This window comes from Rhizobium sp. PP-CC-3G-465, from assembly GCF_004343445.1.
Classification (GTDB): Bacteria; Pseudomonadota; Alphaproteobacteria; order Rhizobiales; family Rhizobiaceae; genus Ferranicluibacter; species Ferranicluibacter rubi.
Genome location: NZ_SLYH01000002.1, coordinates 251521 through 275753 on the forward strand (window position 1 = coordinate 251521; position 24233 = coordinate 275753).

The 24233-nt window shown below is 63.0% G+C and carries 18 protein-coding genes and 1 riboswitch; of the genes, 6 read left to right on the top strand and 12 right to left on the bottom strand.

The window, feature by feature from the left end; all coding sequences use genetic code 11:
• Nucleotides 1–110: 110 nt before the first annotated feature.
• From sfnG to C8J33_RS13565, 6 genes are all read right to left on the bottom strand, one after another.
• Entirely contained in the window at nucleotides 111–1214 is a 1104-nt protein-coding gene (sfnG, locus tag C8J33_RS13540; RefSeq protein WP_110807814.1) for a dimethylsulfone monooxygenase SfnG, read from the bottom strand.
• A 22-nt stretch (nucleotides 1215–1236) separates the two neighbouring features.
• Nucleotides 1237–1851, bottom strand: a complete 615-nt coding sequence (msuE, locus tag C8J33_RS13545; protein ID WP_110802092.1) for an FMN reductase — start codon at nucleotides 1849–1851, stop codon at nucleotides 1237–1239.
• Nucleotides 1852–2119: 268 nt separating this feature from the next.
• Nucleotides 2120–3331: a plasmid replication protein RepC gene (gene repC / locus C8J33_RS13550; RefSeq protein WP_110807813.1), complete on the bottom strand. Its 1212-nt coding sequence runs from the start codon at nucleotides 3329–3331 to the stop codon at nucleotides 2120–2122.
• A 344-nt stretch (nucleotides 3332–3675) separates the two neighbouring features.
• Nucleotides 3676–4830 (bottom strand): plasmid partitioning protein RepB, encoded by a 1155-nt coding sequence (gene repB / locus C8J33_RS13555; protein ID WP_110807812.1) that lies wholly within the window; start codon nucleotides 4828–4830, stop codon nucleotides 3676–3678.
• 101 nt (nucleotides 4831–4931) lie between these two features.
• Nucleotides 4932–6203, bottom strand: coding sequence for a plasmid partitioning protein RepA (repA, locus tag C8J33_RS13560; RefSeq protein ID WP_110729132.1), 1272 nt, complete (start codon nucleotides 6201–6203; stop codon nucleotides 4932–4934).
• Nucleotides 6204–6679: 476 nt separating this feature from the next.
• Entirely contained in the window at nucleotides 6680–6955 is a 276-nt protein-coding gene (locus C8J33_RS13565) for a WGR domain-containing protein (protein WP_110807811.1), read from the bottom strand.
• A gap of 169 nt (nucleotides 6956–7124) precedes the next feature.
• Nucleotides 7125–7236, top strand: a riboswitch (TPP riboswitch).
• Nucleotides 7237–7326: 90 nt separating this feature from the next.
• Here C8J33_RS13565 and thiC point away from each other — a divergent pair.
• From thiC to C8J33_RS13580, 3 genes are all read left to right on the top strand, one after another.
• Entirely contained in the window at nucleotides 7327–9159 is a 1833-nt protein-coding gene (gene thiC, locus C8J33_RS13570) for a phosphomethylpyrimidine synthase ThiC (protein ID WP_110807810.1), read from the top strand.
• Nucleotides 9160–9348: 189 nt separating this feature from the next.
• On the top strand, nucleotides 9349–9627 hold the full coding sequence (locus C8J33_RS13575) for a hypothetical protein (RefSeq protein ID WP_110807809.1): 279 nt from the start codon (nucleotides 9349–9351) through the stop codon (nucleotides 9625–9627).
• Between the two features lie 322 nt (nucleotides 9628–9949).
• Entirely contained in the window at nucleotides 9950–12268 is a 2319-nt protein-coding gene (locus C8J33_RS13580) for a methyl-accepting chemotaxis protein (protein WP_132664637.1), read from the top strand.
• 132 nt (nucleotides 12269–12400) lie between these two features.
• On the opposite strand, the gene C8J33_RS13585 is transcribed toward C8J33_RS13580, so the two are convergent.
• Entirely contained in the window at nucleotides 12401–13492 is a 1092-nt protein-coding gene (locus tag C8J33_RS13585; RefSeq protein WP_110802084.1) for a PAS domain-containing protein, read from the bottom strand.
• A gap of 404 nt (nucleotides 13493–13896) precedes the next feature.
• On the opposite strand from C8J33_RS13585, the gene C8J33_RS13590 reads away from it, so the two are divergent.
• Both C8J33_RS13590 and C8J33_RS13595 read left to right on the top strand, forming a co-directional pair.
• The gene (locus C8J33_RS13590) at nucleotides 13897–15855 is read left to right on the top strand and encodes a methyl-accepting chemotaxis protein (protein WP_110802083.1); all 1959 of its coding nucleotides are present in this window, start codon (nucleotides 13897–13899) and stop codon (nucleotides 15853–15855) included.
• Nucleotides 15855–16337, top strand: coding sequence for a chemotaxis protein CheW (locus C8J33_RS13595; RefSeq protein ID WP_110729126.1), 483 nt, complete (start codon nucleotides 15855–15857; stop codon nucleotides 16335–16337). The genes C8J33_RS13590 and C8J33_RS13595 overlap by 1 nt, the downstream gene beginning before the upstream one ends.
• A gap of 85 nt (nucleotides 16338–16422) precedes the next feature.
• On the opposite strand, the gene C8J33_RS13600 is transcribed toward C8J33_RS13595, so the two are convergent.
• From C8J33_RS13600 to C8J33_RS13620, 5 genes are all read right to left on the bottom strand, one after another.
• Nucleotides 16423–17526, bottom strand: coding sequence for an ABC transporter ATP-binding protein (locus C8J33_RS13600; protein ID WP_110802082.1), 1104 nt, complete (start codon nucleotides 17524–17526; stop codon nucleotides 16423–16425).
• Between the two features lie 10 nt (nucleotides 17527–17536).
• Nucleotides 17537–19480 carry a glycoside hydrolase family 127 protein gene (locus tag C8J33_RS13605; protein ID WP_110802081.1) on the bottom strand — a complete coding sequence of 648 codons (1944 nt, stop codon included), beginning with the start codon at nucleotides 19478–19480 and terminating at the stop codon, nucleotides 17537–17539.
• Nucleotides 19481–19509: 29 nt separating this feature from the next.
• Nucleotides 19510–20379, bottom strand: coding sequence for a carbohydrate ABC transporter permease (locus C8J33_RS13610; RefSeq protein WP_207904036.1), 870 nt, complete (start codon nucleotides 20377–20379; stop codon nucleotides 19510–19512).
• Nucleotides 20379–21218 (bottom strand): carbohydrate ABC transporter permease, encoded by an 840-nt coding sequence (locus C8J33_RS13615; RefSeq protein WP_110736883.1) that lies wholly within the window; start codon nucleotides 21216–21218, stop codon nucleotides 20379–20381. Before C8J33_RS13615 ends, C8J33_RS13610 begins: the two co-directional genes overlap by 1 nt.
• Before the next feature lie 343 nt (nucleotides 21219–21561).
• Complete coding sequence (locus C8J33_RS13620; RefSeq protein WP_110802080.1) at nucleotides 21562–22806, bottom strand: ABC transporter substrate-binding protein; 1245 nt, start codon at nucleotides 22804–22806, stop codon at nucleotides 21562–21564.
• A 197-nt stretch (nucleotides 22807–23003) separates the two neighbouring features.
• Here C8J33_RS13620 and C8J33_RS13625 point away from each other — a divergent pair, with 197 nt between their 5' ends.
• The gene (locus tag C8J33_RS13625; protein WP_110802247.1) at nucleotides 23004–24035 is read left to right on the top strand and encodes a LacI family DNA-binding transcriptional regulator; all 1032 of its coding nucleotides are present in this window, start codon (nucleotides 23004–23006) and stop codon (nucleotides 24033–24035) included.
• Nucleotides 24036–24233 lie beyond the last annotated feature (198 nt).

A 24233-nucleotide genomic window follows, 5' to 3' on the forward strand; every position in this document is an offset into this window, starting at 1 on the left:
TCGCGCGCGCAAAATCCCCTTCGCAGGGCCTCGTGACCCTGCGTCTTTCAATGTTCCGATTGTCGGATGCCTGTCGCGGCGACCGTCAGCCGGCCGCCGCTCTCATGGCGTCATTCCGCCGCGATGGCGCTCGCCGCCTCGGCATTCTCGATCTCCCGCACCAGCGGAATGACGTGTTTACCGAAATATTCGACCTCTTCCTGGAAGTGGAGGAAGCCGAGAAGGATGAGATCGGCGCCGGCGCGCTTCAGGTCCACCACGCGCTGCGCCACCTGTTGCGGCGTGCCGATGAGGTTGGAGCGGAAGCCGTCATTGTACTGCACGAGGTCGTCGAAGGAGGATTTCGCCCAGTTGCCCTCGCCCTCGGGCGATGACTTGCCGGCATTCTTCACCTCGTGGCCGAAGGCGTTGACGGCCTCCGGATTGGCCTTCTCGATGATTTCGGCAAGCACCGCCCGCGCCTCTTCCTCGGTATCGCGCACGATGGCGAAGGCGTTGACGCCGACGCGCACGCTGTGGCCGTTCTCCTTCGCCTTGCCCTGGATGTCGGCCACCTGCTTGCCGATTTCCTCCGGCGTATTGCCATTGGTGAAGTACCAGTCCGACACGCGCGAGGCCATGTCGCGGGCGGCGCGCGAGGAGCCGCCCTGGAAGATTTCCGGCTGCGGATCGATCGGCTTCGGCTTCAGTGAATAATCGTTGAAGCGATAGAAATCGCCGTGGAAGGTGAAGTTGTCTTCCGTCCAGATGCCGCGAAGCGCCCGGATGAACTCCTCGGAGCGCCGGTAGCGCTCGTCATGGTCGAGCCAGTGCTCGCCGATGGCATGGAATTCGCCGCGAAACCAGCCGCTGACGACGTTGACCGCGACGCGGCCGTTGGTCAGATGGTTGATCGTGGCAATCTGCTTGGCTGCCAACGTCGGGTTCCACGGCCCCGGCAGGATCGCCGCGATGACCTTCAGCGTCGTCGTGGATTCCAGCAGCGCATGGCTGAAGGAGACCGACTCGTGCTGGAACTCGGCGCCGTAGCCGGCGGTGAAGCGGATCTGGCTCAGCGCGTATTCGAACCCGTTCGCCTCGGCGATCTGCGCCAGCTTCCTGTTGTAGTCGATCGACCAGCTCGTCCGCTGCTCGATATCGGAAATGACGAGACCGCCCGAGACATTGGGCACCCAGTAGGCGAATTTGACCGGCTCTCGGCTGGTATAGGACATGGTGTTCTCCTCTTGAAATCGATTAAGCAGACGCCGCGCTCAGCAGCGGACGCGATGTGCGCCCCGCATCGGTATGGACAGTGTCGGCATGGGCGTGGGTCGCATCGGGGGGCAGCACCCGTTCCAGCTCCGAAACGGCCCGTCCGATCCGGGTCCGCAAAGCGGGATTGGTGATGGTGTGGTCGGTAAAATCGGCCTCGGTGGCATAGATCGCCGTCGGCAGCGTCAGCGCGTTGAAGAAGCCGAACAGTGGCCGCAACTGGTGCTCCGTCATCAGCCCATGCAGCGGCGTGCCGCCGGTGGCCGCGAGAATGACCGGCTTGCCGGCCAGTGCGCGGTAATCGACAAGGTCGAACAGATGCTTCAGAGCGCCAGTATAGGACGCCCGATAGACCGGAGATCCCACCACCAGCACATCCGCCGCCTCGACCGCATCGATAATCGCCTGCCCTTCGTCATCAAGCTGGTCCGCCCGCAGCGCCCGGAACAGAACCGGCGCCGCATCGACAAGCTCGATGACGCGCGATACAGCGCCCCGCGCCTGCCCTCGCACCCCAACGGCATCCACGATTGCCGTGACGAGGGCCGCAGTGCGTGACGGCCGTTTGATATTGCCCGACAGGCCCAAAATCTTCATCGCTGGAAACACCTCATTTGCCCCCATACTCTATGGATTTTATATTTTTCGGGTAACAATCGCTTGCTAATGTTCCGGTCGATTGTGGAATAATGATCTCGCGCCGCAGAGCCGAAAGCGGATGATTAAACTCCGCCCGCTGGAAACGGCGATGTGTGGTGATGGCGGAGCCCATACCCACCGGACCTCATGGGACCAGACGGTTTCTCGTCAAATCGCCTCCCCCTGCGAAATATCCGCATCATGGCGCGCCGTCCCAGCCCCCTGCTCATCCCAAGGCCTTCAACATCGGGGTGATCGAGAAGCGTCCCTGTTCGGCCTTGGCGGTGAGGTCGCGCAGATAGCCGCCCGGCGAGCGGATGACGGTGCTGCGTTGCAGGATGGCGGCAATGACGATGGCGGCGGCGATGTCGCCCATGGCGGCACGGGCTGCGGCCATGGCGCTGGGACTGATGCGGAGCATAGAGCGGACGACCTCGGCCGCACCGATCACATCCTGCCAGCGGGAAATGCCGCCACGGGCGTAATCGGCGATATCGGGGCAAAAGTTGAGAAAATCCTTCAGCGCAAGGCCTGTCGATGTCCGCTTCGGCGCCATCGGTTCTCCGACTTCGTCCTCTGTTTTCCGTCTTTGGCCGTTTTTATCAAAAGAGAGATCTGATTCTGAATTCTGAATATGGTGCTCAGAATGACGCTCACTGGCGCTCATTTCCTCGTCGGTAAGTGCGTTGAGATAACCGGTTTCCACCTCCGCACGCAGCCGCACAAGCGCGTTGCAGCGGGCCGACAGATCCGCTTCCGTGCCGTTGCGCTGGACCCGGCCGGAGAGGTCACGCAGCCGTTCGACGAACCCCTGCCAGCGATCGGCACAGCGTTCGGTCCGACCTTCGGCAAGGGCGGCAGCGATGGTCTTGGCGATATCGCGCAGGTGCAGCGTGATTTCGGCGCGCAGGCGGGAGATGCGGCGGGCAGCGTCGCGGGACGTGGCAGCGGTTGCGAGAATGTCTTCGGCCCGCAGCGCCAGCGGTGCGAGATCGAAGCCGAAGGCGGTCTCGACGTCGCCGTGATCGTCGCGACGGCAGTAACGCTTGCCGTTGGCGCTATCGCGGCGCAGGATCAGTCCAGCCTCCACGAGGCTTGCGAGATGGCGCCTGAGCGTGGCGGGCGACATGCCGCGTGCCCGGAGCGACAATTCGGCATTGGAGGGGAAGACGATGATCGGCGCGCGACCGTCGAGATGGCGGTCCTGATGAAAGCTCGCCAGCGCCTCAAGCACGGCGATCGCCCGGTCGGAGAGGTTCCAGACAGTGCGGGCTTCACTAAGCGCCCGGATGATCTGGTATTTCTCCGCCTGGCCGGTCGCATTGCCGCCCGCGCCGTCTCTTAAACGCGCCTGTCGCTTCTCCAAGTCGGCCCGAAGCGCAAAATTGCGCGCAGTCAACCGTGCGCCGCCGAAAGGCGTCGTCGCAAATTTTTCCATCTCTCCATCTCCGTTGGGAGGCAAGCCTCCCCCGGCACGGCACACGTCTTCCTTCGCTGACACCCTTGTTTTCAGGCGTTCAGGCACGGATGTCCTCGATATCAGAAGGCTTCACCGGACGACCGAAAACGTTCGGTCAAAGCTCCGCCGTTCGGCATTTCTACCGCTGACTCTTGACTTTGATGACTGGAAGTGATTCTCTCGAACTGCTTAGATTGAAGAGGGCTTCCATGACGGTGACGTTTTGGGGGCCTTTTTTCTTGCTCTCTTGGTCGTCCTTTTCTGGTTCATGTCGTTTGAGGCCGCCCCGGTGTTCGAGGCGGCAAGGTCGTTGCGCGTTGGGCTCAGCTTTCGCCGTCCGCCTCGCGCTCGAAGGTTTCATGCGCCTCGGCCAGAAGAGCCGCAGCGGCATCGATAAAGGCCGGCGGCGTGCCCTCGGCAAATTCGATCCGCGTCGCGCCGTTCTCCACCTTCAGTCGGGCAAAGACCCGGCCACGGGCATCCGTCAGCGATCTCACATCTCCGCTCTCAGCCTGCCCTGCCCTGCGCTTGGTCTTCATCGGCTTGCCCAGGGCGTCGAGATGGGAAAACAGGATCTGGAAGCGCCGGTCGCTGTCGGCCGCCTTGAACCGGTCGGAATAGACGACGTCGAGGGCCTGTACCTGCCGGGCGTCTTTCGAGAGGATCTCGCCGAGCTTCATCCAGCGCTCCCGCCCGACCTTCGGTGCCGGACCGATGAAGCGGATGAACCGGTCGGGCACGCCCTCGGCCACCTGCATCAGCCGCGAAAGCTCGCTCTTCTGCACGGCCAGCGCATCGCCGATGGTCTTGCGGTCGAAACCGCGTTCCGTGAGGTTGCGGGCAAAGAGCGCGCGCTCGATGAAGGAGAGGTTGCGGCGCTCGGCATTTTCCTTGCCTTGCGCCAGAACCAGTTCGTCGTCGGTCAGCGCGCGAATGATCGCCTTAACCGGACGACCGAGGCGGGCGGCAGCGCGGATACGGCGGTGACCATAGGCCGTCTGGTAGACGCCGTGCTTCTCCGGGTGCGGGCGCAGAAGCACCGGCACCTGCTGACCCGCCTCGCGCACGCTTTCCACCAGCGCTTCGAAATCTTCGTCCGCCGGCCCGTCGATCACGAGCCGATCCTCGACGAACGAGGCCTCGATCCGTGCGGGGTCGATGCCGACGACGTGCTCGCCTTCCGACAAAGCTTGCCGCAGCGCGCGGGCTTCCTCCGCCTCGCGGGTGATCGCGTTCAGCGAGAGGCCCATGACCTTGACCGCGCCGGATGCGCTGCGCGTGTGGGGTGTGAGCGGCACACCCTCCCCCGGTGTCCCCGGTGTCCCCGGGTTTGTAGGGTTCTCGGCCGATTTCTGTTCAGGCGCCGGGCCTTCGCTCGGACCAGGCTTTTGCGCTTCCGCCGCACGCACGACGTCGGCCGGGCTCAGCCCGCCCCCAAACAGCGCCTTCAGTTCGCTCTTGCGGTTCCCCGCCATCATCCGATCCCTTTCCGCGTTCCCGGCCCGAAAGCCGCTCGCTCAACTCGTCTGCAACAGCGAAGCGCCCTGCGGCCGCTTGCCCATTCCCGTCCCTGACCCCGTCAGCGGTTCCACACCGCGTGCACCAGCGTTTCGATCTCGCTGTTGACGGCATTCATCGATTCCACCGCGCGGTCGTAGGTCGCGCGGGTAAAGTTCTCTCGGCCGACCTCGTAGAGCGTCTGCTTGGTCAGACCCGCATCCGACACGGCGGTCGATTTCACCATGGGTGCCGTCAGCACGCGCTCGCCGAAAAGCGAGCGCATGAAGCCGACGATCTGCGCTTGCGGCCCGTCATTCGGCTCGAAGCGGGTGACGAGGTAGCGGAGGAAATCGAAATTCAGCGTGCCCCCGGCGTCCCGCACGACGGACAGCAGATCGGCCGTCATGAACAGGAACTGGTTCATCGAGGCGATGTCCAGCATCTGCGGATGCACGGTGACGATGACGGAGGTCGAGGCGCAGAGCGCCGACAGCGTGAGATAGCCGAGCTGCGGCGGGCAGTCGATCACGACCACGTCGTAGTCGGTCTCCACCGTTTCCAGCACCGCCTGGATCCGGGCGAAGAACAGGGGACCGCCCCCCGTTGCCCCTTCCCGGCCGGACTGCCGGTCGGCCAGCGCCTGCGGCGTTACATGCTCGAATTCCTGCAGCTCGATATTGCCGGGCACGAGATCGAGGCCGGGGAAATAGGTCTGGCGGATGACGTCGGACAAAGGCCGCTGCTCGGCATCGTAGCGGATGGCACCATAGAGCGTGTCGTTGCCGGTCAGGTCCAGTTCCGGCTGGTAGCCGAAGAGCGCCGACAGCGAGGCCTGCGGATCGAGATCGATGGCGAGCACCCGGTGGCCGGTCAGCGCCAGATATTGCGCCAGATGCACGGCGGATGTCGTCTTGCCGGAGCCGCCCTTGAAATTGGTGACGGAGATGACCTGCATCCGTTCGCCGGCCTCCGCATCCCGCCGCGGCAGGTAGCCCCGCGCCTTGGCGGTATTGCCTTTGGCGAGCGCCTGTTCCGACAGGTGCAGGCGCAGCGCGTTGATATCGGACAGCGAATAGAAGCGACGACCGCCCGCGCCGGTTTCCGGCTGCGGCCCCTCGCCGGCCAGAGACAGCTGGCGCAGATAGCCATCGGAGACGCCGATCAGCTTGGCGGCCTCGCCGGAGGAGAACGACCGCAACGTCTTCGTCGCGGTCGGCGGAAACAAACGCTCGCGCATCGCCTTCAGCTGTTCCGACAGCGCGCTCGCATCCGCCGCAATCGTCAGATCCGCCGATGGTGTCGGCGCCGCATCTTTCGGGCCGGTGCGTGTCGTGTGGGCCGTTGGGGCCATGTCGTTTCTTTCCTCAATGTCTGGCCGGCGTGCCGCCGGCTTGCGGACGGGCTGCGTCCGGGGGATGGTCGATGTCTGCCATGTTCTCGCCCGCGCGGCGGCGATTCTCATGCGTCAGTGTATACGTCGCGCCATCACATATACAGAGGTGGCGGCCTGTTACGCCGGAGGCGCATGTATCTGCCTCCAACCGTTAGAGGTTGAGGGCTGTTGCTGAGTCGCGTCAAGCGATATTTGAAACGTGAAATCCGAATCATTCTTCCTGTCCACAGTGCCTCTTCGCGGCCATTCCGTCGTGGTGGCGCGCTGAGAATAGACGAAAGGGTGAATGCGGGGAGAAAGAGGGGTAGGCGACATTGAAACGGAAGGCTGATTCCGCCGTTTTATCCCCGCCTCCCGCCGCTGGGAAACGCGAGTTGACAGCTGTCAACTTTTGAATTGGGGTGAGTCGCGTGTTAGGCCAAAGTTGACAGCTGTCAACTCGCCCGCGCCACCGGACGCAAACCCCACTGCCCCACCATGTACCCCCGCGCCCGCTTCTGCCGGAGAAGCGCCATCATGGCCGCCGTCGCCGCCCGCTCGTCCGCGAAGAACTCGACACGAGATCGCCCCGCAGATCCGATCCGGCCCCAGCGACGAACGAGCACAATCTCGCCGAAGAGCGAGGGCTCCAGCGAGAGCGCGTAGAAACGCGCCATGTTGCGCGATGGGTCGCAGCGTTCCAGATGCAGGCGATAGGACGGGGTTTTCATGCGCGCAGAGTCTCGCTCTGGGGAGGCGACGTCCAACGAGACTTATGAATCGATCCGGCGTGATCGATTCATAGCTGTGATCGAACGGACCTCTCTCATCCTCCGTGCTGCCGAAAAGGCGCGGCTAAAAGCCGGCTTGACCGCGGCCACGGCTCCATGCAACCTTCCGCATATTCACCAGGGGGGTCCCGGCAAGGGGCTGAGATACTGCTATCGCGCGCAGTGACCCGTTGAACCTGATCCAGCTCATACTGGCGGAGGGACGGTGCGATGCTTGCAGGCTCTTGGGTGGATCTCCGCCTGGTAGCCGGCATGCGTCTTCTCATCATTCCAACACTGGGACTGGGTCTCCAACCTCGGAGAGCCTTGCCATGACTGTTGCCACTTCCAAATCTGTGCCGAGCGTCACCACCGGCCCACTGCCGGCCTCAACCAAGGTGTTCAAGCCTGGGCTGCTTCACCCCGGCATCCGTGTGCCGATGCGCGAGATCGCGCTTCACCCCACGGCCGGCGAACCGCCGGTCACGGTCTATGATCCCTCCGGCCCCTATACCGATCCGGCCCATGCCGTCTCCATCGATCGCGGCCTGCCGCGCATTCGGGAAGCGTGGCTCAGCGCGCGTGCCGACACCACGGCTTATGAGGGGCGGGCGGTAACCTCGGCCGACAATGGCTTCGTTGCGGGCGACCGCCTGACGCCCGAATTTCCCGTCCGGGCCACGCCGCTGAAGGCTGCGGGATCCCGCGCCTTGACGCAGCTGGCCTACGCCCGCGCGGGCATCATCACCGCGGAAATGGAGTTCGTCGCGATCCGCGAGAACCTCGGGCGGCAGAGGCAGTGCCAAGCTCTTGCGCGGGACGGGGAGGGTTTTGGCGCCGAGGTGCCGGATTTCGTCACACCGGAATTCGTCCGCCGCGAAGTGGCGGAGGGCCGGGCGATCATTCCCGCCAACATCAACCACCCCGAGCTTGAGCCGATGATCATCGGCCGGAACTTTCTCGTGAAGATCAATGCGAATATCGGCAATTCCGCCGTAACCTCCTCCATGGCGGAAGAGGTGGACAAGATGGTCTGGGCCATCCGCTGGGGTGCCGATACGGTGATGGACCTCTCCACCGGCCGCAACATCCACAATATCCGCGATTGGATCCTCCGAAACGCCCCGGTGCCCATCGGCACCGTACCGCTCTATCAGGCGCTGGAGAAGGTCAACGGCATTGCCGAGGCTCTCACCTGGGAGGTCTATCGCGACACGCTGATCGAACAGGCGGAGCAGGGGGTGGACTATTTCACCATCCATGCCGGCGTGCGGCTTTCCTATATCCCGCTGACCGTGAGCCGGGTGACCGGCATCGTCTCGCGCGGCGGCTCCATCATGGCGAAGTGGTGCCTGCATCACCACCGGGAGAACTTTCTCTACGAGCATTTCGAGGAGATCTGCGAGATTGCACGCGCCTATGACGTCTCCTTCTCGCTCGGCGACGGTTTGCGGCCGGGCTCGATTGCGGACGCCAACGACGCCGCGCAGTTTGCCGAGCTGGAAACGCTTGGCGAACTGACGAAGATCGCTTGGGGCCGCGATTGCCAGGTGATGATCGAAGGGCCCGGCCATGTGCCGATGCATAAGATCAAGGCCAATATGGACAAGCAGCTCGCCGTCTGCGGCGAGGCGCCGTTCTATACGCTCGGACCGCTCACCACCGATATCGCGCCCGGCTACGATCATATCACCTCCGGCATCGGAGCAGCGATGATCGGCTGGTTCGGCACGGCCATGCTCTGCTACGTCACGCCAAAGGAGCATCTGGGCCTGCCGGACCGCAACGACGTGAAGACCGGCGTCATCACCTACAAGATCGCCGCCCACGCCGCCGATCTCGCCAAGGGCCATCCGGCCGCGCGCCTGCGCGACGATGCGCTCTCCCGCGCGCGCTTCGAGTTCCGCTGGGAAGACCAGTTCAACCTCTCGCTCGACCCCGACACCGCCCGCGCCTTCCACGACGAGACCCTGCCGAAGGACGCCCACAAGGTCGCGCATTTCTGCTCCATGTGCGGCCCGAAATTCTGTTCCATGCGGATTTCTCATGACATCCGCGCGGAAGCGCAGAAGGAAGGTCTGGAGGCGATGGCCGCGAAGTACAGGAATGGCGGCGATCTCTACATGCCCGTGGGAGAGGACGCGGGGAGGGAAGGGGAGGCGTGAGACGGCTTCGGGCGGATGCCTTGGGGATGAGGGGGGCTTCGGCATCTGCCTCTAGGGATGGTTTGAATGAGGGTCCCCGCACGCTCTGTCATTTCCGTTCCCGATCCCGTGTCGGAACCCGCGCAGCCTTGCCTTTCTCCCGCTGCGAGGGTTCAATGCTGAACGGTCCGAACCTTGCGAAAGGCTGTCATGGGAACCCTCGTCGCCGCCGTCTTCCTGCTCATCTTCCTGTTCGGCTGCCTGCGGTCTCCCGGCCAGGCGACCATACTCGCGGGTCTTCTGATCTTTGCCGCGGGTCTCGTGCCCCTGGCGCTGATCACCGACATCCACCCCTATTTCCTCCTCGCCGTCCTGCAAGCCCTCACGACCACCCCCGCCGTTCCCATCGGCATTGCGCTGATGGCGCTCGGCCGGCTGGTCGTTCAGGCCGAACGACGCGAGGCGGCGCGGCAGCGCGATCGTCCTTGAATATCGGTCGCGGGCATCTGGCTTCGGCAACAAGAGGGGAGGGCCCCGCAGGATGTCTCTGTGGCAGCGCCGAGTATTTCTACAGACGATCCACAGGCCGCGACAGACTTGTCTTACCCTAAATATCGGGTAGACAGCGCTTCATCACGTTGAGCCCCGCGTCACGTCTTGACGTCATCACGACGCGGCGGTTCCGTTAAACGTATTTCAACCAAACCTTTGTAAAACAGGGAGAATGGACAGCACTGTGCCGTCCCGACCGACTGTGTGCCCGAGTTTATCGCCGACCCGTTGAAGCAAAGATCGCGTTTGGAGACGCCGGATGTTCCCAAAAACGGCCACGGGCCGCAATATGTTCGCCATCGTCGCCACGGGGGTCGCCACCACGGTGGCAACGGCGGGCATTCTTCTCTACCTCGCCTATCACGAGGTCCGTGCGCGTTCGATCGCCGAAATGACCAATGCGGCCGCCACCAGTGCTGCCAATGTCGAGACCCGCTTCGGCGCACTGAAGACGCTCAGCTTCAACATGCGGTCGTATCTCGTTGCCGCAGCGCAGGGCGGCGCGCCCTCCCGCGAGGCGACGGATGCGTTTCTCCGCCAGCTCCTGGTCGATAATCCCGCGGCCGTCGGCGTCAGTACCGGCTGGGAGCCCGACGCCTTCGACGGCAAGGATGCCGACTACAAGAGCAAGCCGGGCCATGACGCGACGGGTCGCTACGTTCCCTATTTCGCACGCTCGGGCGAAACGATCCTGCACGATCCGCTGGTCGACTACGACAAGCCGGGTGCCGGCGACTATTATCAGGTGCCCAAGCAGACCGGCCGGGACTTCTTCACCGAACCCTATCAATACGCCATCGACGGCAAGAACGTTCTCATGACCTCCTTCATGGTGCCCCTGTTGAAGGACGGCCGCTTCGTCGGTGTCACCGGCGTGGATACCGCCCTCGACAGCCTGTCCAGGGACCTTTCGGGCCTGAAGCCGCTGGGGGCGGGCTTCGTCGCGCTGATCAGCCAGGGCGGCAGCATCGTCGCCTATCCCGACCAGGCGCTGCTGGGGAAATCGCTTAAGGATTCCGGGCTCGATGCCGCGGCCTGGGATCAGGTGGTCGCCCATCCCGGCACGCCGGTGGAAATGACCAATGCCGACGGGTCGCAGAACCTCGCCGTCGCCGTGCCGGTCAACATCATTCCGGGAACCACATGGTACACGGTCGTCTCCGTGCCCGTTCCCGCCCTTTTTGCCGGGCTGAAAAGCCTTGCCATGACCTCGCTGATCGTCGTCGGCATTGCCACCGTGCTTCTGGTCGCCGTCGCCACCGCACTTGCCAACCGCTTCCGCAACCGTCTCGGCAAGGTGATCGCGGCGACGAATTCCATCGCGGCCGGCCGGTTGGAGGCGGCTCTCTTAGACACGACGGCCAAGGACGAGATCGGCGACATGGCGCGATCGCTGGAGGTGCTGCGCGACAGCAATGTGGCCCGGATGCGGCTGGAGCAGGAAGCCGCGGCCCATCGCAGCCTGAGCGAGGAAGAACGCCAGAGCAAGGCCGAGGCCGATCGTATCCGCACGGCCGATATGGCGCAGGCCACGGCGGGTCTCGGCAAGGGGCTGAAGCATCTGGCGGACGGCGATCTGACCTTCCAGCTTGCCGACCCCTTCGCAGCCGATTTCGAAACGCTCCGTGCCGACTTCAATGCCGCGGTGACGCAGCTTTCGCAGACGCTGCGGGACGTGGCGCAGGCAACGGACGCCATCGACACCGGCAGCCGGGAGGTCAGCAGCAGTGCCGACGACCTCTCCAAGCGCACCGAACAGCAGGCCGCATCGCTTGAGGAGACGGCCGCCGCGCTCGACCAGATCACCGTCAACGTCGCCAATTCGTCCAAGCGCGCCGACGAGGCCCGCAAGGTCGCCGTTCTTGCCAATGACAGTGCCGCCCAGTCAGGTCGCGTCGTCGCCGATGCGGTGGACGCCATGCAGAAGATCGAGGCGTCCTCGAACGAGGTCTCCAACATCATCGGCGTCATCGACGAAATCGCCTTCCAGACCAACCTTCTGGCGCTCAATGCGGGCGTGGAAGCCGCGCGGGCAGGGGAGGCGGGCAAGGGCTTCGCTGTCGTCGCACAGGAAGTGCGCGAACTGGCCCAGCGTTCGGCAAAGGCCGCAAAGGACATCAAGGACCTGATCCGCATTTCCTCCAACGAGGTGCAGAACGGCGTGAAGCTGGTCAGCGACACGGGCGAGGCGCTGAGGATGATCGAGGGTTACATCATCACCGTCAACCAGCACATGGCCTCGATCGCGACATCGGCCGGAGAACAGTCCGTCGGTCTGGCCGAAGTGAACACGGCCGTGAACCAGATGGACCAGGTGACCCAGCAGAACGCGGCGATGGTCGAGGAAACCAGCGCGGCCGGCGCGACGCTCGCCACCGAAAGCAGCCGACTGCGCGAACTGGTCTCCCGCTTCCAGCTCGGCAGCACGCACCGCCACACTGCCACCCTCATGGCGGCAAGCCCGGTTCAGCGGCAACCTCAGCGCCCTCTCGCCTCACCCGTCAGTAGGCCTGGCGGAAAGGTCACCCGCTCCATCGCCGGCAATGCCGCCGTGCAGGAAAGCTGGGAAGAGTTTTAAGAGACGGCAGCATCCGCCGGACCGCTGTAAAAGCCATTGAATGAGACGTCAGGACCGCATGCCGTGTCGCACACAAAGGCCGGCATTCTTCTCTATCGCGCCGGTCACAAGGTCCGGTCTCCGTCAAAACCTTCAGTCCTGACGGTGGCACAAGCTCACGGCTATCTCGGCATCCGGGCCGAGACCGAACCGTACGCCGCCCTCTTGCAGGGCATTGCGAATGGCCTCGACGTGAGGAAGCCTCGTCCGGTTTCCCGTGCCATGTTCCAGGCGCCGGATCGTCGAGACGGAGACGCCGGCCTTGAGCGACAGGTCTTCCACGTTCCAGTCCAGAAGCGCCCGCGCCGCGCGAATATGCGCTCCGTCCAGTGCCTTGACGGCATCGACGGGTGGCGCGGGCACGGTCGAAGTCAGCGGTGCTGTCTCGATGAGGACACCAATCCACTCCCGCACCGACCCATCTGCGTTGCAGAGCGGCGCACCGCGCATCAGGTAGCGTCGAAAGCCTCCAGCCAGACACCGGATACGAAGATCGATGGAATAGGGTTGGCCGGTCCGTGTGCACTCGGCCCAGAGCGCGCGAATGCCATCCCGCTCATCCGGGTGAATGGCCTCCAGCCATCCCCAGTTGTCCGCCGCCTCCAAGGTCTGTCCAGTGAGGTCTTCCCATCTCAGCAAGGACAGGATCTTGCCATTGGGTAGAATGCGCCATTTCACCTCGGCAATGGCCGATATCAGGCGTTGATAGCTCTGCCATCCTTCGCCCGCCAAGATCCGCGCCTCATATTTTTCGGTGACATCCGTCAGCATTCCGAGCGCGCGCGTGGGAACGCCGTCCGGATCAACGAGCGCCTCAGCCCTGTTCTGGATCCAGCGCAGGGTTTTATCGGGACGGATAATGCGAAATTCCCGTTCGATCGCCTGACCCGAGCGGATGATCGCCATCATATCGGCGTTCGCGCCCCGGTCGGCCGGATGGATCATCCGGATCACATCGGCAAATTCGAGCCTGGTGAAAGGCAAAAGCCCCAAGAGCCGGAAGAGCCCCACCGAACCGTTGATCTGACCGATGTCGAAATCGATCGACCAGAAGCCCACCCGGCCCTGATCTTCCAGCAGCTTCAGGAAATGCCGCGAGGAAATGCCCGACAGACGGTGACCACGCGTCTCCTGACCGAAGGCCGCACCGGTCGCGTCGTCTCCCAACAGGCTCGTCGTCGGCATACCGCTCCATCCTTCCCGGCCGCTTTGGCGTTGATGAAGGGGTGCGTGACCGTTTTTCGCTCAGTTTCAGCTTAGGTCCGGCATCGTCCGTCGAAAACCACCAATTCCATGCGTCAAAAGCGCAAATCGCGTATTTTCTTAAATCAATGATTATATGAAACACAACAAATTTATTGAATAATCAGACATTGCGTTCAGCGAGGGGCAGAGCGTTTCAAGTCGATCGCCAGAAAGACACGTCCTTAAACGTGCCTGCCGAAGCGCCTTGAAGCAGAGCCATCATTCCTAGCGAATTGCGATACGGACATGATCTCCGTGTTTCCCAAAGCCTCTGGCAGAATGACTTTGCCTCTTGGCGTTTGTCCATCGGACACGACACAGACATACATCGACTGGAGATCCTTATGTCAGTACTGCAGAATGCCAAGGTCGGAACCAAGTTGCTCGTATCATCGGGGATCGGCATTCTGCTGATCCTTGGCATGATCACCAATCAGCAGGTCTCCAGTCATCAGGTCGACGAAGCAAACGCGGTCGTCGGACGCGAACAGACGATTCTCAGTGGCGTTGTCAACGCAGAGCTCGCGCTCGCCCGGATGCGCTATGCCGCAACACGCATGAATCTTGCCCGGACCAAAGATGAAGCGGACACAGCCCTTTCGAATGTCAAATCGGACTTCGAAGCCGGCTGGGACGGTCTTGCGCAACCCATTGCGCTGGCGATGATCCCGGACGTTCTCGTTCAGATCCGGGACGGGCTTAAAAGCTACACGGACGCCACGGAAAAACGGGCAACGTTCGTTGTGGCGTCCTTCCAGAAGAAGGCAGACGGTCAGATCTCGGCAGAGGACATGAACAAGGCACTCGTCGCGTCTGCCGCCGAAAGCGGAAAAATTGCCGATGACACGGGGATAGCAATCGACAAGGCGAAGAAGAATGCCACCGGCTTCACGGCCGGCGCGAGAGAAACCCGGAATGCCACGGTTGCACAGGCAAATTCGGTGGCGCTCGGCATCGGTCTTGCGATCGTGCTCGTCCTTGTCCTATCCGCCATCATTCTCATCAAAAGTGTCGGTCAGCCCATTCGCGTCATGACGCAGGCCATGCGGAAGCTCGCGGACGGTAACACCGACGTCGATCTCGCCCATACGAACAGAAAGGACGAGATCGGTGACATGGCCAGCGCCGTCGAGGTGTTTCGCCAGGCAGCGATCAACAACAAGCGTCTCGAGCAGGACGCCGAAGCGGCCCGCCTTCAGGCGGAAAAGGATCGCGTTCGCCTGACCGCGGATGCGGAAGCCGCTGCGAGAGCGCTCCTCCAGGAAGCGACGTCCGGCCTTGCCTCCGGTCTTCGTCGCCTTGCCGCCGGCGATCTCGGTTTCCAGCTCAACGAAGCCTTCGCGCCCGATTTCGAGGCCCTGCGTCACGATCTGAACGGAGCAATCGCACAGCTTGCGGAAACGATGCGGGCTGTGGCCAATGCCAGTACGCAGATCGACACCGGCACGCGCGAGATCAGCGCCAGCACCGAGGATCTTTCCAAGCGGACCGAACAGCAGGCCGCCTCGCTGGAGGAAACCGCTGCGGCGCTCGACGAGATCACCGTCAATGTCGCCAACTCCTCCAAGCGCGCCGAGGAAGCCCGCAAGACGGCCCTGCTTGCCAATGAAAGTGCGGCACAGTCCGGCGCGGTCGTCGCCAATGCCGTCGATGCCATGCAGAAGATCGAGCAGTCCTCCAACGAAATCTCCAACATCATCGGCGTCATCGACGAGATCGCCTTCCAGACCAACCTGCTGGCGCTGAACGCGGGTGTCGAGGCGGCTCGGGCGGGCGATGCAGGCAAGGGCTTTGCCGTCGTCGCGCAGGAAGTTCGCGAACTCGCCCAGCGCTCGGCCAAGGCCGCCAAGGAGATCAAGGATCTGATCCGCAACTCCTCCCAGGAGGTGCAGAGCGGTGTCAGGCTGGTCAGCGAAACCGGTCAGGCGCTCAAGACGATCGAAGGCTATATCGTCACCGTCAACCAGCATATGGACGCCATCGCCACATCCGCCCGCGAACAGTCCGTAGGCCTTGCCGAAGTCAACACAGCCGTCAACCAGATGGACCAGGTGACACAGCAGAACGCCGCCATGGTCGAGGAAAGCAACGCCGCCAGCGCGACGCTGGCCACTGAAGCCCAACGCCTGCGCGAGCTGATCTCGCAGTTCCAGCTGGGCGGAGCGCTGCGCCAGACCGCAGCTGCCATGGCGGCAAGCCCGGCCCATCGCCCAGTGGCCTCGCCGGCGAAGCGACTGGCGGGCAAGGTCGCGAAGGCCTTCTCCGGCAACGCCGCGATCAAGGAAACATGGGAGGACTTTTGATGAGCGGTTTGAACCCATCCACATCCGGCACCGGCGGCACGCTTGAGATCATCGCCTTCAGGCTGCACGGGCAGGAATTCTGTGTCCGCACGACGACCATCCGCGAGATTCGCGGATGGGGTCCGGCGACCCCGATCCCGCATGCCCCGCCGGATGTCATCGGCGTGATGAACCTGCGCGGCACGGTGATCCCGATCATCGATCTGGCCAACAAGCTCGGTATGGCCAGCACCGAGCCGACCCCACGCAGCGCCATCGTCGTGGCCGAAATACACGGCATGGCGATGGGCCTCATCGTCGATGGCGTCTCCGACATCCTGACGGTCTCCGAAAACCTGCTGCAGCCGGTCCCCGAAATCAGCATTTCCCCCGGCATGCACTATGCCGACGGTATCATCGCCCAGCCGGACGGAATGATCTGCTTTCTCAATCTGGAACGCATGTTCGAGAAGGGGGAGACCGCAGAGATGGTCGCGGCGTAAAGCCTCCGATCTGGCGAACGCCTAAGAAGGCTTTCGCCAGATTTCGACTGTGCATTCGCTACTCGTTACGGAAAAATAGCACGCCTCACGGAAGGGGCGTCAAAGACACGCCCGTTTCTGCATCGAACAGATGCATCTGGTTCATGTTGACGGAGAGAACGATGTCCTCTCCCGCCCTGGCGGCCGCTTCGGGGTCGATGCTGGCGCAGAGGGTGGTCGTTCCCACGTCGAAATAGATCATGGTCGAGGGACCGAGCGGCTCCACAAGGTCGATCCGGGCGGTCAGCGCTGCGTAGCCCGAGCGCTGCTGTGCGGCGCTCACGGCTTCCGGGCGGATGCCGAAGGTGACCGGGCGACCTGTTCTGGACGCGTAAAGGGCGGCGCGTTCCGACGGCACAGGCAAATCGGTGCCGTCTTCGAGGCGAACGACGAGCTGGCCTGCGACGTCGACAAGTCGAGCCTCCAGAAAGTTCATGGCGGGCGAGCCGATGAAGCCGGCGACGAAGCGGGTGGCCGGGTGATGGTAGAGACGCTGCGGCGGGCCGCATTGCTCGATCAATCCGCCATTCATGACGACGACGCGGTCCGCCATGGTCATCGCCTCGATCTGGTCATGCGTGACATAGACCGTGGTGGTCGGCAAGACTTGATGTAAGCGCTTGATTTCGGTGCGCATCTGCACGCGGAGCTTGGCATCGAGGTTCGAGAGCGGTTCATCGAACAGAAACACTTTCGGATTGCGCACGATCGCCCGGCCCATGGCGACGCGCTGGCGCTGCCCGCCCGAGAGCTGGCCGGGGCGGCGGTCGAGAAGTTCCTCGATGTGCAGCGTGCGCGCGGCGTCAAGGATCCGCGTCTCGATCTCGCTCTTCGGCAGTCGTTGCTGTTCGAGGCAAAAGGCGATGTTCTCGCGCACGGACATATGCGGGTAGAGTGCATAGTTCTGGAACACCATGGCGATGTCGCGTTTGCCCGGCCCAAGGCGGTTGACCACCTGATCGCCGATGATGATGTCGCCGCCGGTGATGTGCTCGAGCCCGGCGATCATCCGGAGCGTCGTCGATTTGCCGCAACCGGACGGGCCGACAAAGACGACGAACTCCTTGTCCTCGATCTCCAGATCGATGCCGCGCACGGCCTCGTAGATGCCATAGGATTTGACGACGTTTCGCAGTTCGAGCCGGGCCATCGTCTGTCTCCTACTTCTCGTTCAGCCACACGAGCATCGCGCCAGGGTCGCGGTTTGCCCAGAGATGGTAGGGAATCGCCTTGAAGGCGCGGGGTTTGAGCGCCGGCGGGGCCGTGCGGTAGAGCCCGTTCCAATCGCTCGTCTCAGCCTCCAGCGCTTCGCCCGTCAGCACGGCAGCGCCGCCCAGCAGGTTCGGATCATAGGCAACGTCGAGCCTTGCCTCCGCCGGTAGCCGTAGCCGCTGGGGCTCGGTGCCGATGTCGGTCTCCTCGACGCAATAGACCACGGGACCGCGCTTCAGCGCCACCCGACCGGCGTCCTCGCCGACGGCCGGATGCGCATAGAGCCGGTCGACCGGCATGTCGAGGGACAACCGCACCTCGTCGCCATCCGCCCAGGGGCGCCGGATCGCGACATAGCCTTTTGTGACGGCCGCTTTCACATCGACGGCCTCGCCATTGACCGTCACCCGTGCCGCCCGGCACCAGCCGGGGATGCGCAGATGCAGCGTGAAGGACGAGGGTGTATCGAGCCCGAGTGCGAGCCGGATATCGCCATCCCAGGGATAGCGCGTTTCCTGCGTCAGCCGGACGATGGTCTGCCCAAGCGCTATCTCCGCCGTGTTGGCGCCGTAGAGATGAACTGCCAGATCCGCATCCGTCGCGGAATAGACGTACTGGCCGAGCGAGGTGATGAGGCGGGCGATATTGGTCGGGCAGCAGGGGCAGTAATGCCACTTCCAGCGGCGGTTCTGGCCGTGGCTCTCCAGCACGTTTTCGTAGAAATAATGCTCGCCGTCGCGCGAGATACCGGACAGCGCGCCGTTGAAGAGCACGGTTTCCAGCTTGTCGGTGTATTTTGCATCCAGATCGAGCTGCGCCATGCGGTGGCTCCAGAACCCGAGCGCGACGGCAGCGCAGGTTTCGGCATAGGCCGTCTCGTTGGGCAGGTCGTATTCCCGCGTGAAGCCCTCGTTGGAGGCCGACGGACCGAGCCCGCCCGTGACGTAGAGCTGGCGGCCGGTGAGGTTGTCGAACAGCCGCTCGCAGGCTGCCTTCAGGGTCGGATCGTCATTCTCATGCGCGAGATCGACCATGGCGGAGAAGAGATACATGGCGCGCACGGCATGGCCAACGACCTGTGTCTGCTCGCGCACGGGCATGTGCGCCTGGCTGTAGGCATAGGTCTGGTAGACGTAATCCTCCGGGTTCTCACCGCGATGGCGGGCCTCCTCGTCGTAATAGGAGGGCATCTGGCCGCGCTCGTTGACGAAGTAGGTCGCAAGGGCCAGATGGCGTGGATCGCGCGTCACGCGGTAGAGCTTGACGAGCGCCAGTTCGATTTCCTCATGGGCATCATAGCCGCGCAGCTTGGTGGGCTCCGGGCCGAACGTGTCGATGATGTGATCGACGGCGCGGATCATCACGTCGAGGAAGCGTCGCTTGCCGGTCGCTTCGAAATAGGCGACGGCGCCCTCGAGCAGATGCCCCATCGAATACATCTCGTGAAGATCGCGCAGGTTCGTCCAGCGTTTCTCCGGCTCGCGGCGGATGAACCAGCTGTTGAGGTAGCCGTCGGCCATCTGCCCTTGTTCGAGCTTCTCGACGATCGCATCGATCTTTTTCTCGATATCGGCGTTCGGATGCGCTTTCAGCGTGTAGCTTGCGGCCTCGATCCACTTGCCGAAATCGCTGTCGAAGAAATGCTGCATCGACAGCCCGCTCGGCTGGATGCGGCGCACCAGCGGCGAGGGCGGCTTGTCGAAGTCGAGGACTTCCAGAAAGCCTTCCTCTTCCAGCCGCATATGCTGGGTGGGGATGGTCACGTCTCGCACGGTGTTCGACCAGCTTTCCCAGAACCCGCCGGTGAAATCCACGCGGGTATGATCGACGGGGATGAAGCGGCGGGGCGGGGTCAACGGCTGGACGCGCGGGGAGGCGGGCGTGGACGACATGGGAGAAGCCTTTTGGGAATGCACGATGCTCATTTCACGGCGCCGGCGGTGAGACCGCGCACGTAATAGCGTTGCAGGAGAAGGAACAGGATGATGCAGGGGACCATGGTGACGGTTACGCCCGCCTGCAGCGCACCCCAGTCGATGATGCCGTAGATGCCGGAAGAGACGTTGACCAGCATGATCGGCAGCGTGAACTTGTTCTGGTCCGACAGGAAGATCAGCGCGGCAAGGAACTCGTTCCAGGAATTGAGGAAGGCGAACATGGCGATCGTCGCGACGCCGGGCAGGGCGATCGGCAGCATGATCCGCCTGAGAATCGTCCATTGCGACGCCCCGTCGATCCGCGCCGCCTCGATCAGGGCGCGGGGCACCGCATCGAAGGCATTGCGCATCATGAAGATCGAGAAGGGAAGCTGAAAGGTCACGTAGATCAGCACGAGGCCGAACAGATTGTTCTGAAGCTTCAGCACCTTGAGAATGAGGAAGAGCGGTGTGAGGATCGACTGGAACGGGATCATCATCGTCGCCATCACCACGATGAAAAGTGCGGACTGACCGGGAAAGCGGAACTTCGAGAAGCCGTAGCCGGCGGGAACGGCGACGAGCACTGTCAGCACCACGGTTCCGAGCGCAATCATGACCGAGTTGCCGGCATAGACGGTCCACCCGGCACCGACGGTATTCAGCCGCCTGTAGTTCTCCAGCGAGAAGGCCTTGGAAAACAGTGCGACGGGATGGGCCAGAGCCTCGGCCGCGGGCTTGAAGGAGTTGGCGAACGACCAGACGATCGGCAGCAGGAAGGACAGCGCGAAGACGACCGAGACGAGGATGAAGGCGGCAAAGCCGAGCCGTTCGCGTGCCGGCATCGGCGCGGATGTGGGAAGGGTGCGGCTCATCAGCTTTCCTCCGGCCGCTGGCGCAGGAAGGCGAGCTGGATCGAGGAGATCGCGACGAGAACGACGAGCAGCACGAAGGACATGGCCGAGCCGTAGCCGAGGCGATAGGAGGAGAAGGAGGCGAGGTAGATCGAGAACACGGCGGAGATGGTGCTGTTCGACGGGCCGCCCTGCGTGATGATGAAGAACTGGTCGAAAGCGAGCATCGACGACGTCACGTTGAGCACCAGCGCCAGAAGAAGCGAATTGCGCATCAGCGGCAGCGTGATCCGCCGGAAGCGGCTGAAGACGCCGGCGCCATCGATCTTGGCCGCTTCGGTCACGTCGGCGGGAATGGCCTGAAGGCCGGTGAGAAGGATGACCATGGTGAAGCCTGCCGTCTTCCAGACCACCATGAGGATGATGACGCCGAGCGCTGGCCAGAAGCTTTCGAGCGGCCGCGGCGCGCTGTCCACGAGGCCAAGGCCCCGCAGCAGATGGGCAAAGACGCCATTGTCGGGATTGAGCAGCCACATCCACAGGGTGGAGGCTGCACCGAAGCCGATGACGACGGGCATGAAGTAGACCGTGCGGAAGAAGCCGGCAAGCCTGAGCGGCCGGTCCACCAGCAGCGCCAGGGGCAAGGCGACGGCCATGATGGCGGCGGTGACGAGCACGGTATAGAGCAGCGTGAATCCGAGGGAATGCCAGAGCTGCATGTCTCCCAGCAGTTCCGCATAGTTGCCAAGCCCGATGAACTTGCGGCGTCCGAGCAGCGGCCAGTTGTGAAGGCTCATCCAGAGCGCCATGACCAGGGGCACGACGAAGAGGCCGAGAATAAAGACGAGGCTTGGCGCCATGAAGGCGAGGCCGAGCCAGCCCTTCGGTTCGGGGTCGTTGCTCGCCGTCACCGTTTGCGTCGATCTTTGGGCCGTCGAAGCCAAGATTTCGCTCCTTGGTTGATGATGGGACGGGGTTGATGATGGGACGTGCGGGGTGCGTGATTTTTAACGTTTCGGTCGCAGCGGCCCCTCATCCGCCTGCCGGCACCTTCTCCCCGCGCGCGGGGAGAAGGGACTCGGAGCAACCTTGTGGCACGTCCCCTCTCCCCGCATGCGGGGAGAGGGCTAGGGTGAGGGGCAGACAAGACCTCAGGCCTTGGAAAAGGCTCTGCGGCAGGTCACATCCGACAGCTGGATCCCCTTACGGGTTGGTCCGCTCGAGGACCTTGGTGAAGGCGTCCTGCGCAGACTTGATCGACCCATCGACGTCTTCCCCGAAGATCGCGCCCTGGATCAGGTTGACGAAGGGTCCGGTGCGGCTGACGAAGAGTTCGTCCGAGGAGAAGGTGTAAGGTGTGCGTGCCTTCGACAGGATGTCATAGGATACCAGATTGCGCTTGTCGAAGCTCGCATAGGCATCGCCTGCGAGATCGGTGCGCGAGGGCATGCCGGATTCCTTGGTGATGTAGACCTGCTGCTCCGGCGTCATGTAGAAATCGACGAAGTCGAGCAGGACCTTCTTCTTTTCCTCGTCGATGCCTTTCATGACGGCCAGCGTATCGCCACCGGCAAAGCTTGAGGCGCCGCCCTTGGGGCCGGGGATCGGCGCGACGGCGAACTTGACGTCGGGATATTTGCTCGTCAGCAGGTTGACGATGTAGGAACCGGTCATGAGAACGCCGACCTTGCCGGAGGCAAACGCCTCGACCGCATTGTTGCCGTTGCCGGATCGCGAGGTCGGATGGATCGCGCCAGCCTTCCACATATCGCGATAGGCGGCGATCGTCTCGCGCAGAGCCGGCGTATCCACGGTTGCCGTACGGCCGTCCTCGGTGAGGATGTCGGCGCCCGCCGCCCAGAGATGCGGCAGGAAGTCGTAGATCAGCCAGCTGCCGGAATTGGCGACGAAGTAGAAGCCGTAGGTCTCGTTGCCGAGCGCCGCGATCTTCTTGGCGTCGGCGGCAATCTCTTCCAGAGATGCCGGCGCCTTGTTCGGATCGAGACCGGCCTTTTCGAAGAGGTCGGTGTTGTAGGCGATGATCGAGGCATCGGGGAGGGCCGGTACGCCGTAGATCTTGTCCTCATAGGTCGCAAGGCGGATATGGGACGGGCTCATGGCGCTCGCATAAGGGCGGCTCTTGACGAACTCGGTAATGTCTTCCAAGCCATCGGCTGCGGCAAATGTCGGCAGATAGATCAGGTCGAGCACGGCGCCATCGGGTGCCGCACCGCCGGCAATGGCCGCGCCCAGCTTCGGCACCATCTGCTCGGCCGTGATCTGCGTCACGACGATCTTGTCGGAATGGGAGGCGTTGTAATGATCTGCGAGGCCTTGGAGGACGGCGCCGGACGAGGTGCGAACCCACAGGGTGACATCGGTTGCATTCGCCAGCGTGGTGCTGGCAACAAGCGAAAGCGCGGCGAGCGCCAGTTTGATTTTCAGCATGGAGCGTTCCCTTTTTCGTTGTCGCCAACTCTCCCTTGGACATGCCGGGACATTGACGTGAAACGGACGGTAATCGAGAATATTTGTATTGTCGACAGCGTGAACACAGCGAAAGACGGATGAAATGCTAAAACCTTTTATCACTTGAGATATTTCTTGATGAAACCTTTTATCAAGCCAACTTCAGGGTGCCGATGATGACCACTTCGCATGGGCGACGAGCGACGATCCGCGACGTGGCGCTTGCTGCGGGCGTCAGCATTTCCACCGCTTCAAACGCGCTGAATGGACAGGGCCGCACGAATGCCGAGACCCGTGACCGGGTAAAGCACATTGCCGAAAAGATCGGCTTCCGGCCGAATGCACTCGCGCGCGGGTTGCTCAGTCGACGCAGCCATTCGATCGGCATGATCACCAACGACACCTATGGACGGTTGACCTTGCCGATGACGGCCGGCGTTTCCGAAGCGCTCGTCGATCATGGCGTGTCGGTTTTTCTCTGCGCCACCAACAACGATCCAAGACTTGCCCGCCTTCACCTGGAAGCGCTGCTGGATAAGCAGGTGGATGGGATCATCTTCACGGCCACCCGGCTCGATCTTGCGCCGCAGGTCGATCTCTCCCGCCTGCCCATACCGGTGGTCTATGCCTTTGCGGAAGGGCCGGACACCAGCGTGTCATTCGTTCCCGATGATCACCAGGGCGCTCGCCTGGCGGTCGAGCATCTCCTGTCGCTCGGGCATCGCCGGATCCTGCACATTACGGGACCTGAGGACTTTGCCGCCGTTCGCCGTCGTGCCGCGGCCTATCGTGCCTGTCTGGGGGGCGAGGGCGAGGTCATGTTTGGACCCTGGGGTGAAGACTGGGGGCACGAAGCCGTTCACAGGATACTCAAGCGCCCGGAGCCGCGCCCGGATGCGATCTTCTGCGGGAGCGACGAGACCGCCCGCGGCGTCATCGATGCCTTGCGTGACCACGGACTTACCGTGCCCAGCGACATGGCGGTCGTCGGCTTCGACAACTGGCATGTCGTCGCCGCCCAGACCCGCCCGGCCCTGACGACGATCGACATGGGCCTGAAGGAACTGGGCAGACGGGCGGGTTTGGCCATGCTGGACCTCACCCAGGGCAAGCCTGTGGAGTCGGGGATCAACTATATCGCGTGCGAACTCGTCGTGCGAGCATCTTGCGGCACCGACCTTGCTGGTCAAAGTTTGATGTCGTCGTAAGGCACTCAGGTGTAAAACCGCTGGAGCCGATGGCCCGTTGGTGCCCTCTGCACTGGGGAGAGTAGGGGGGTGGGAATTCCCTGTCGGTTGCGTCAGACGCATGCCGTGTCCTGCGGCAGGAACCGGCACGATCGGCTCGAACTGATCACGGTAGGGGCGTATCACCCACGAGAGCGCCGTCCGTTCACGCCTGTTCAT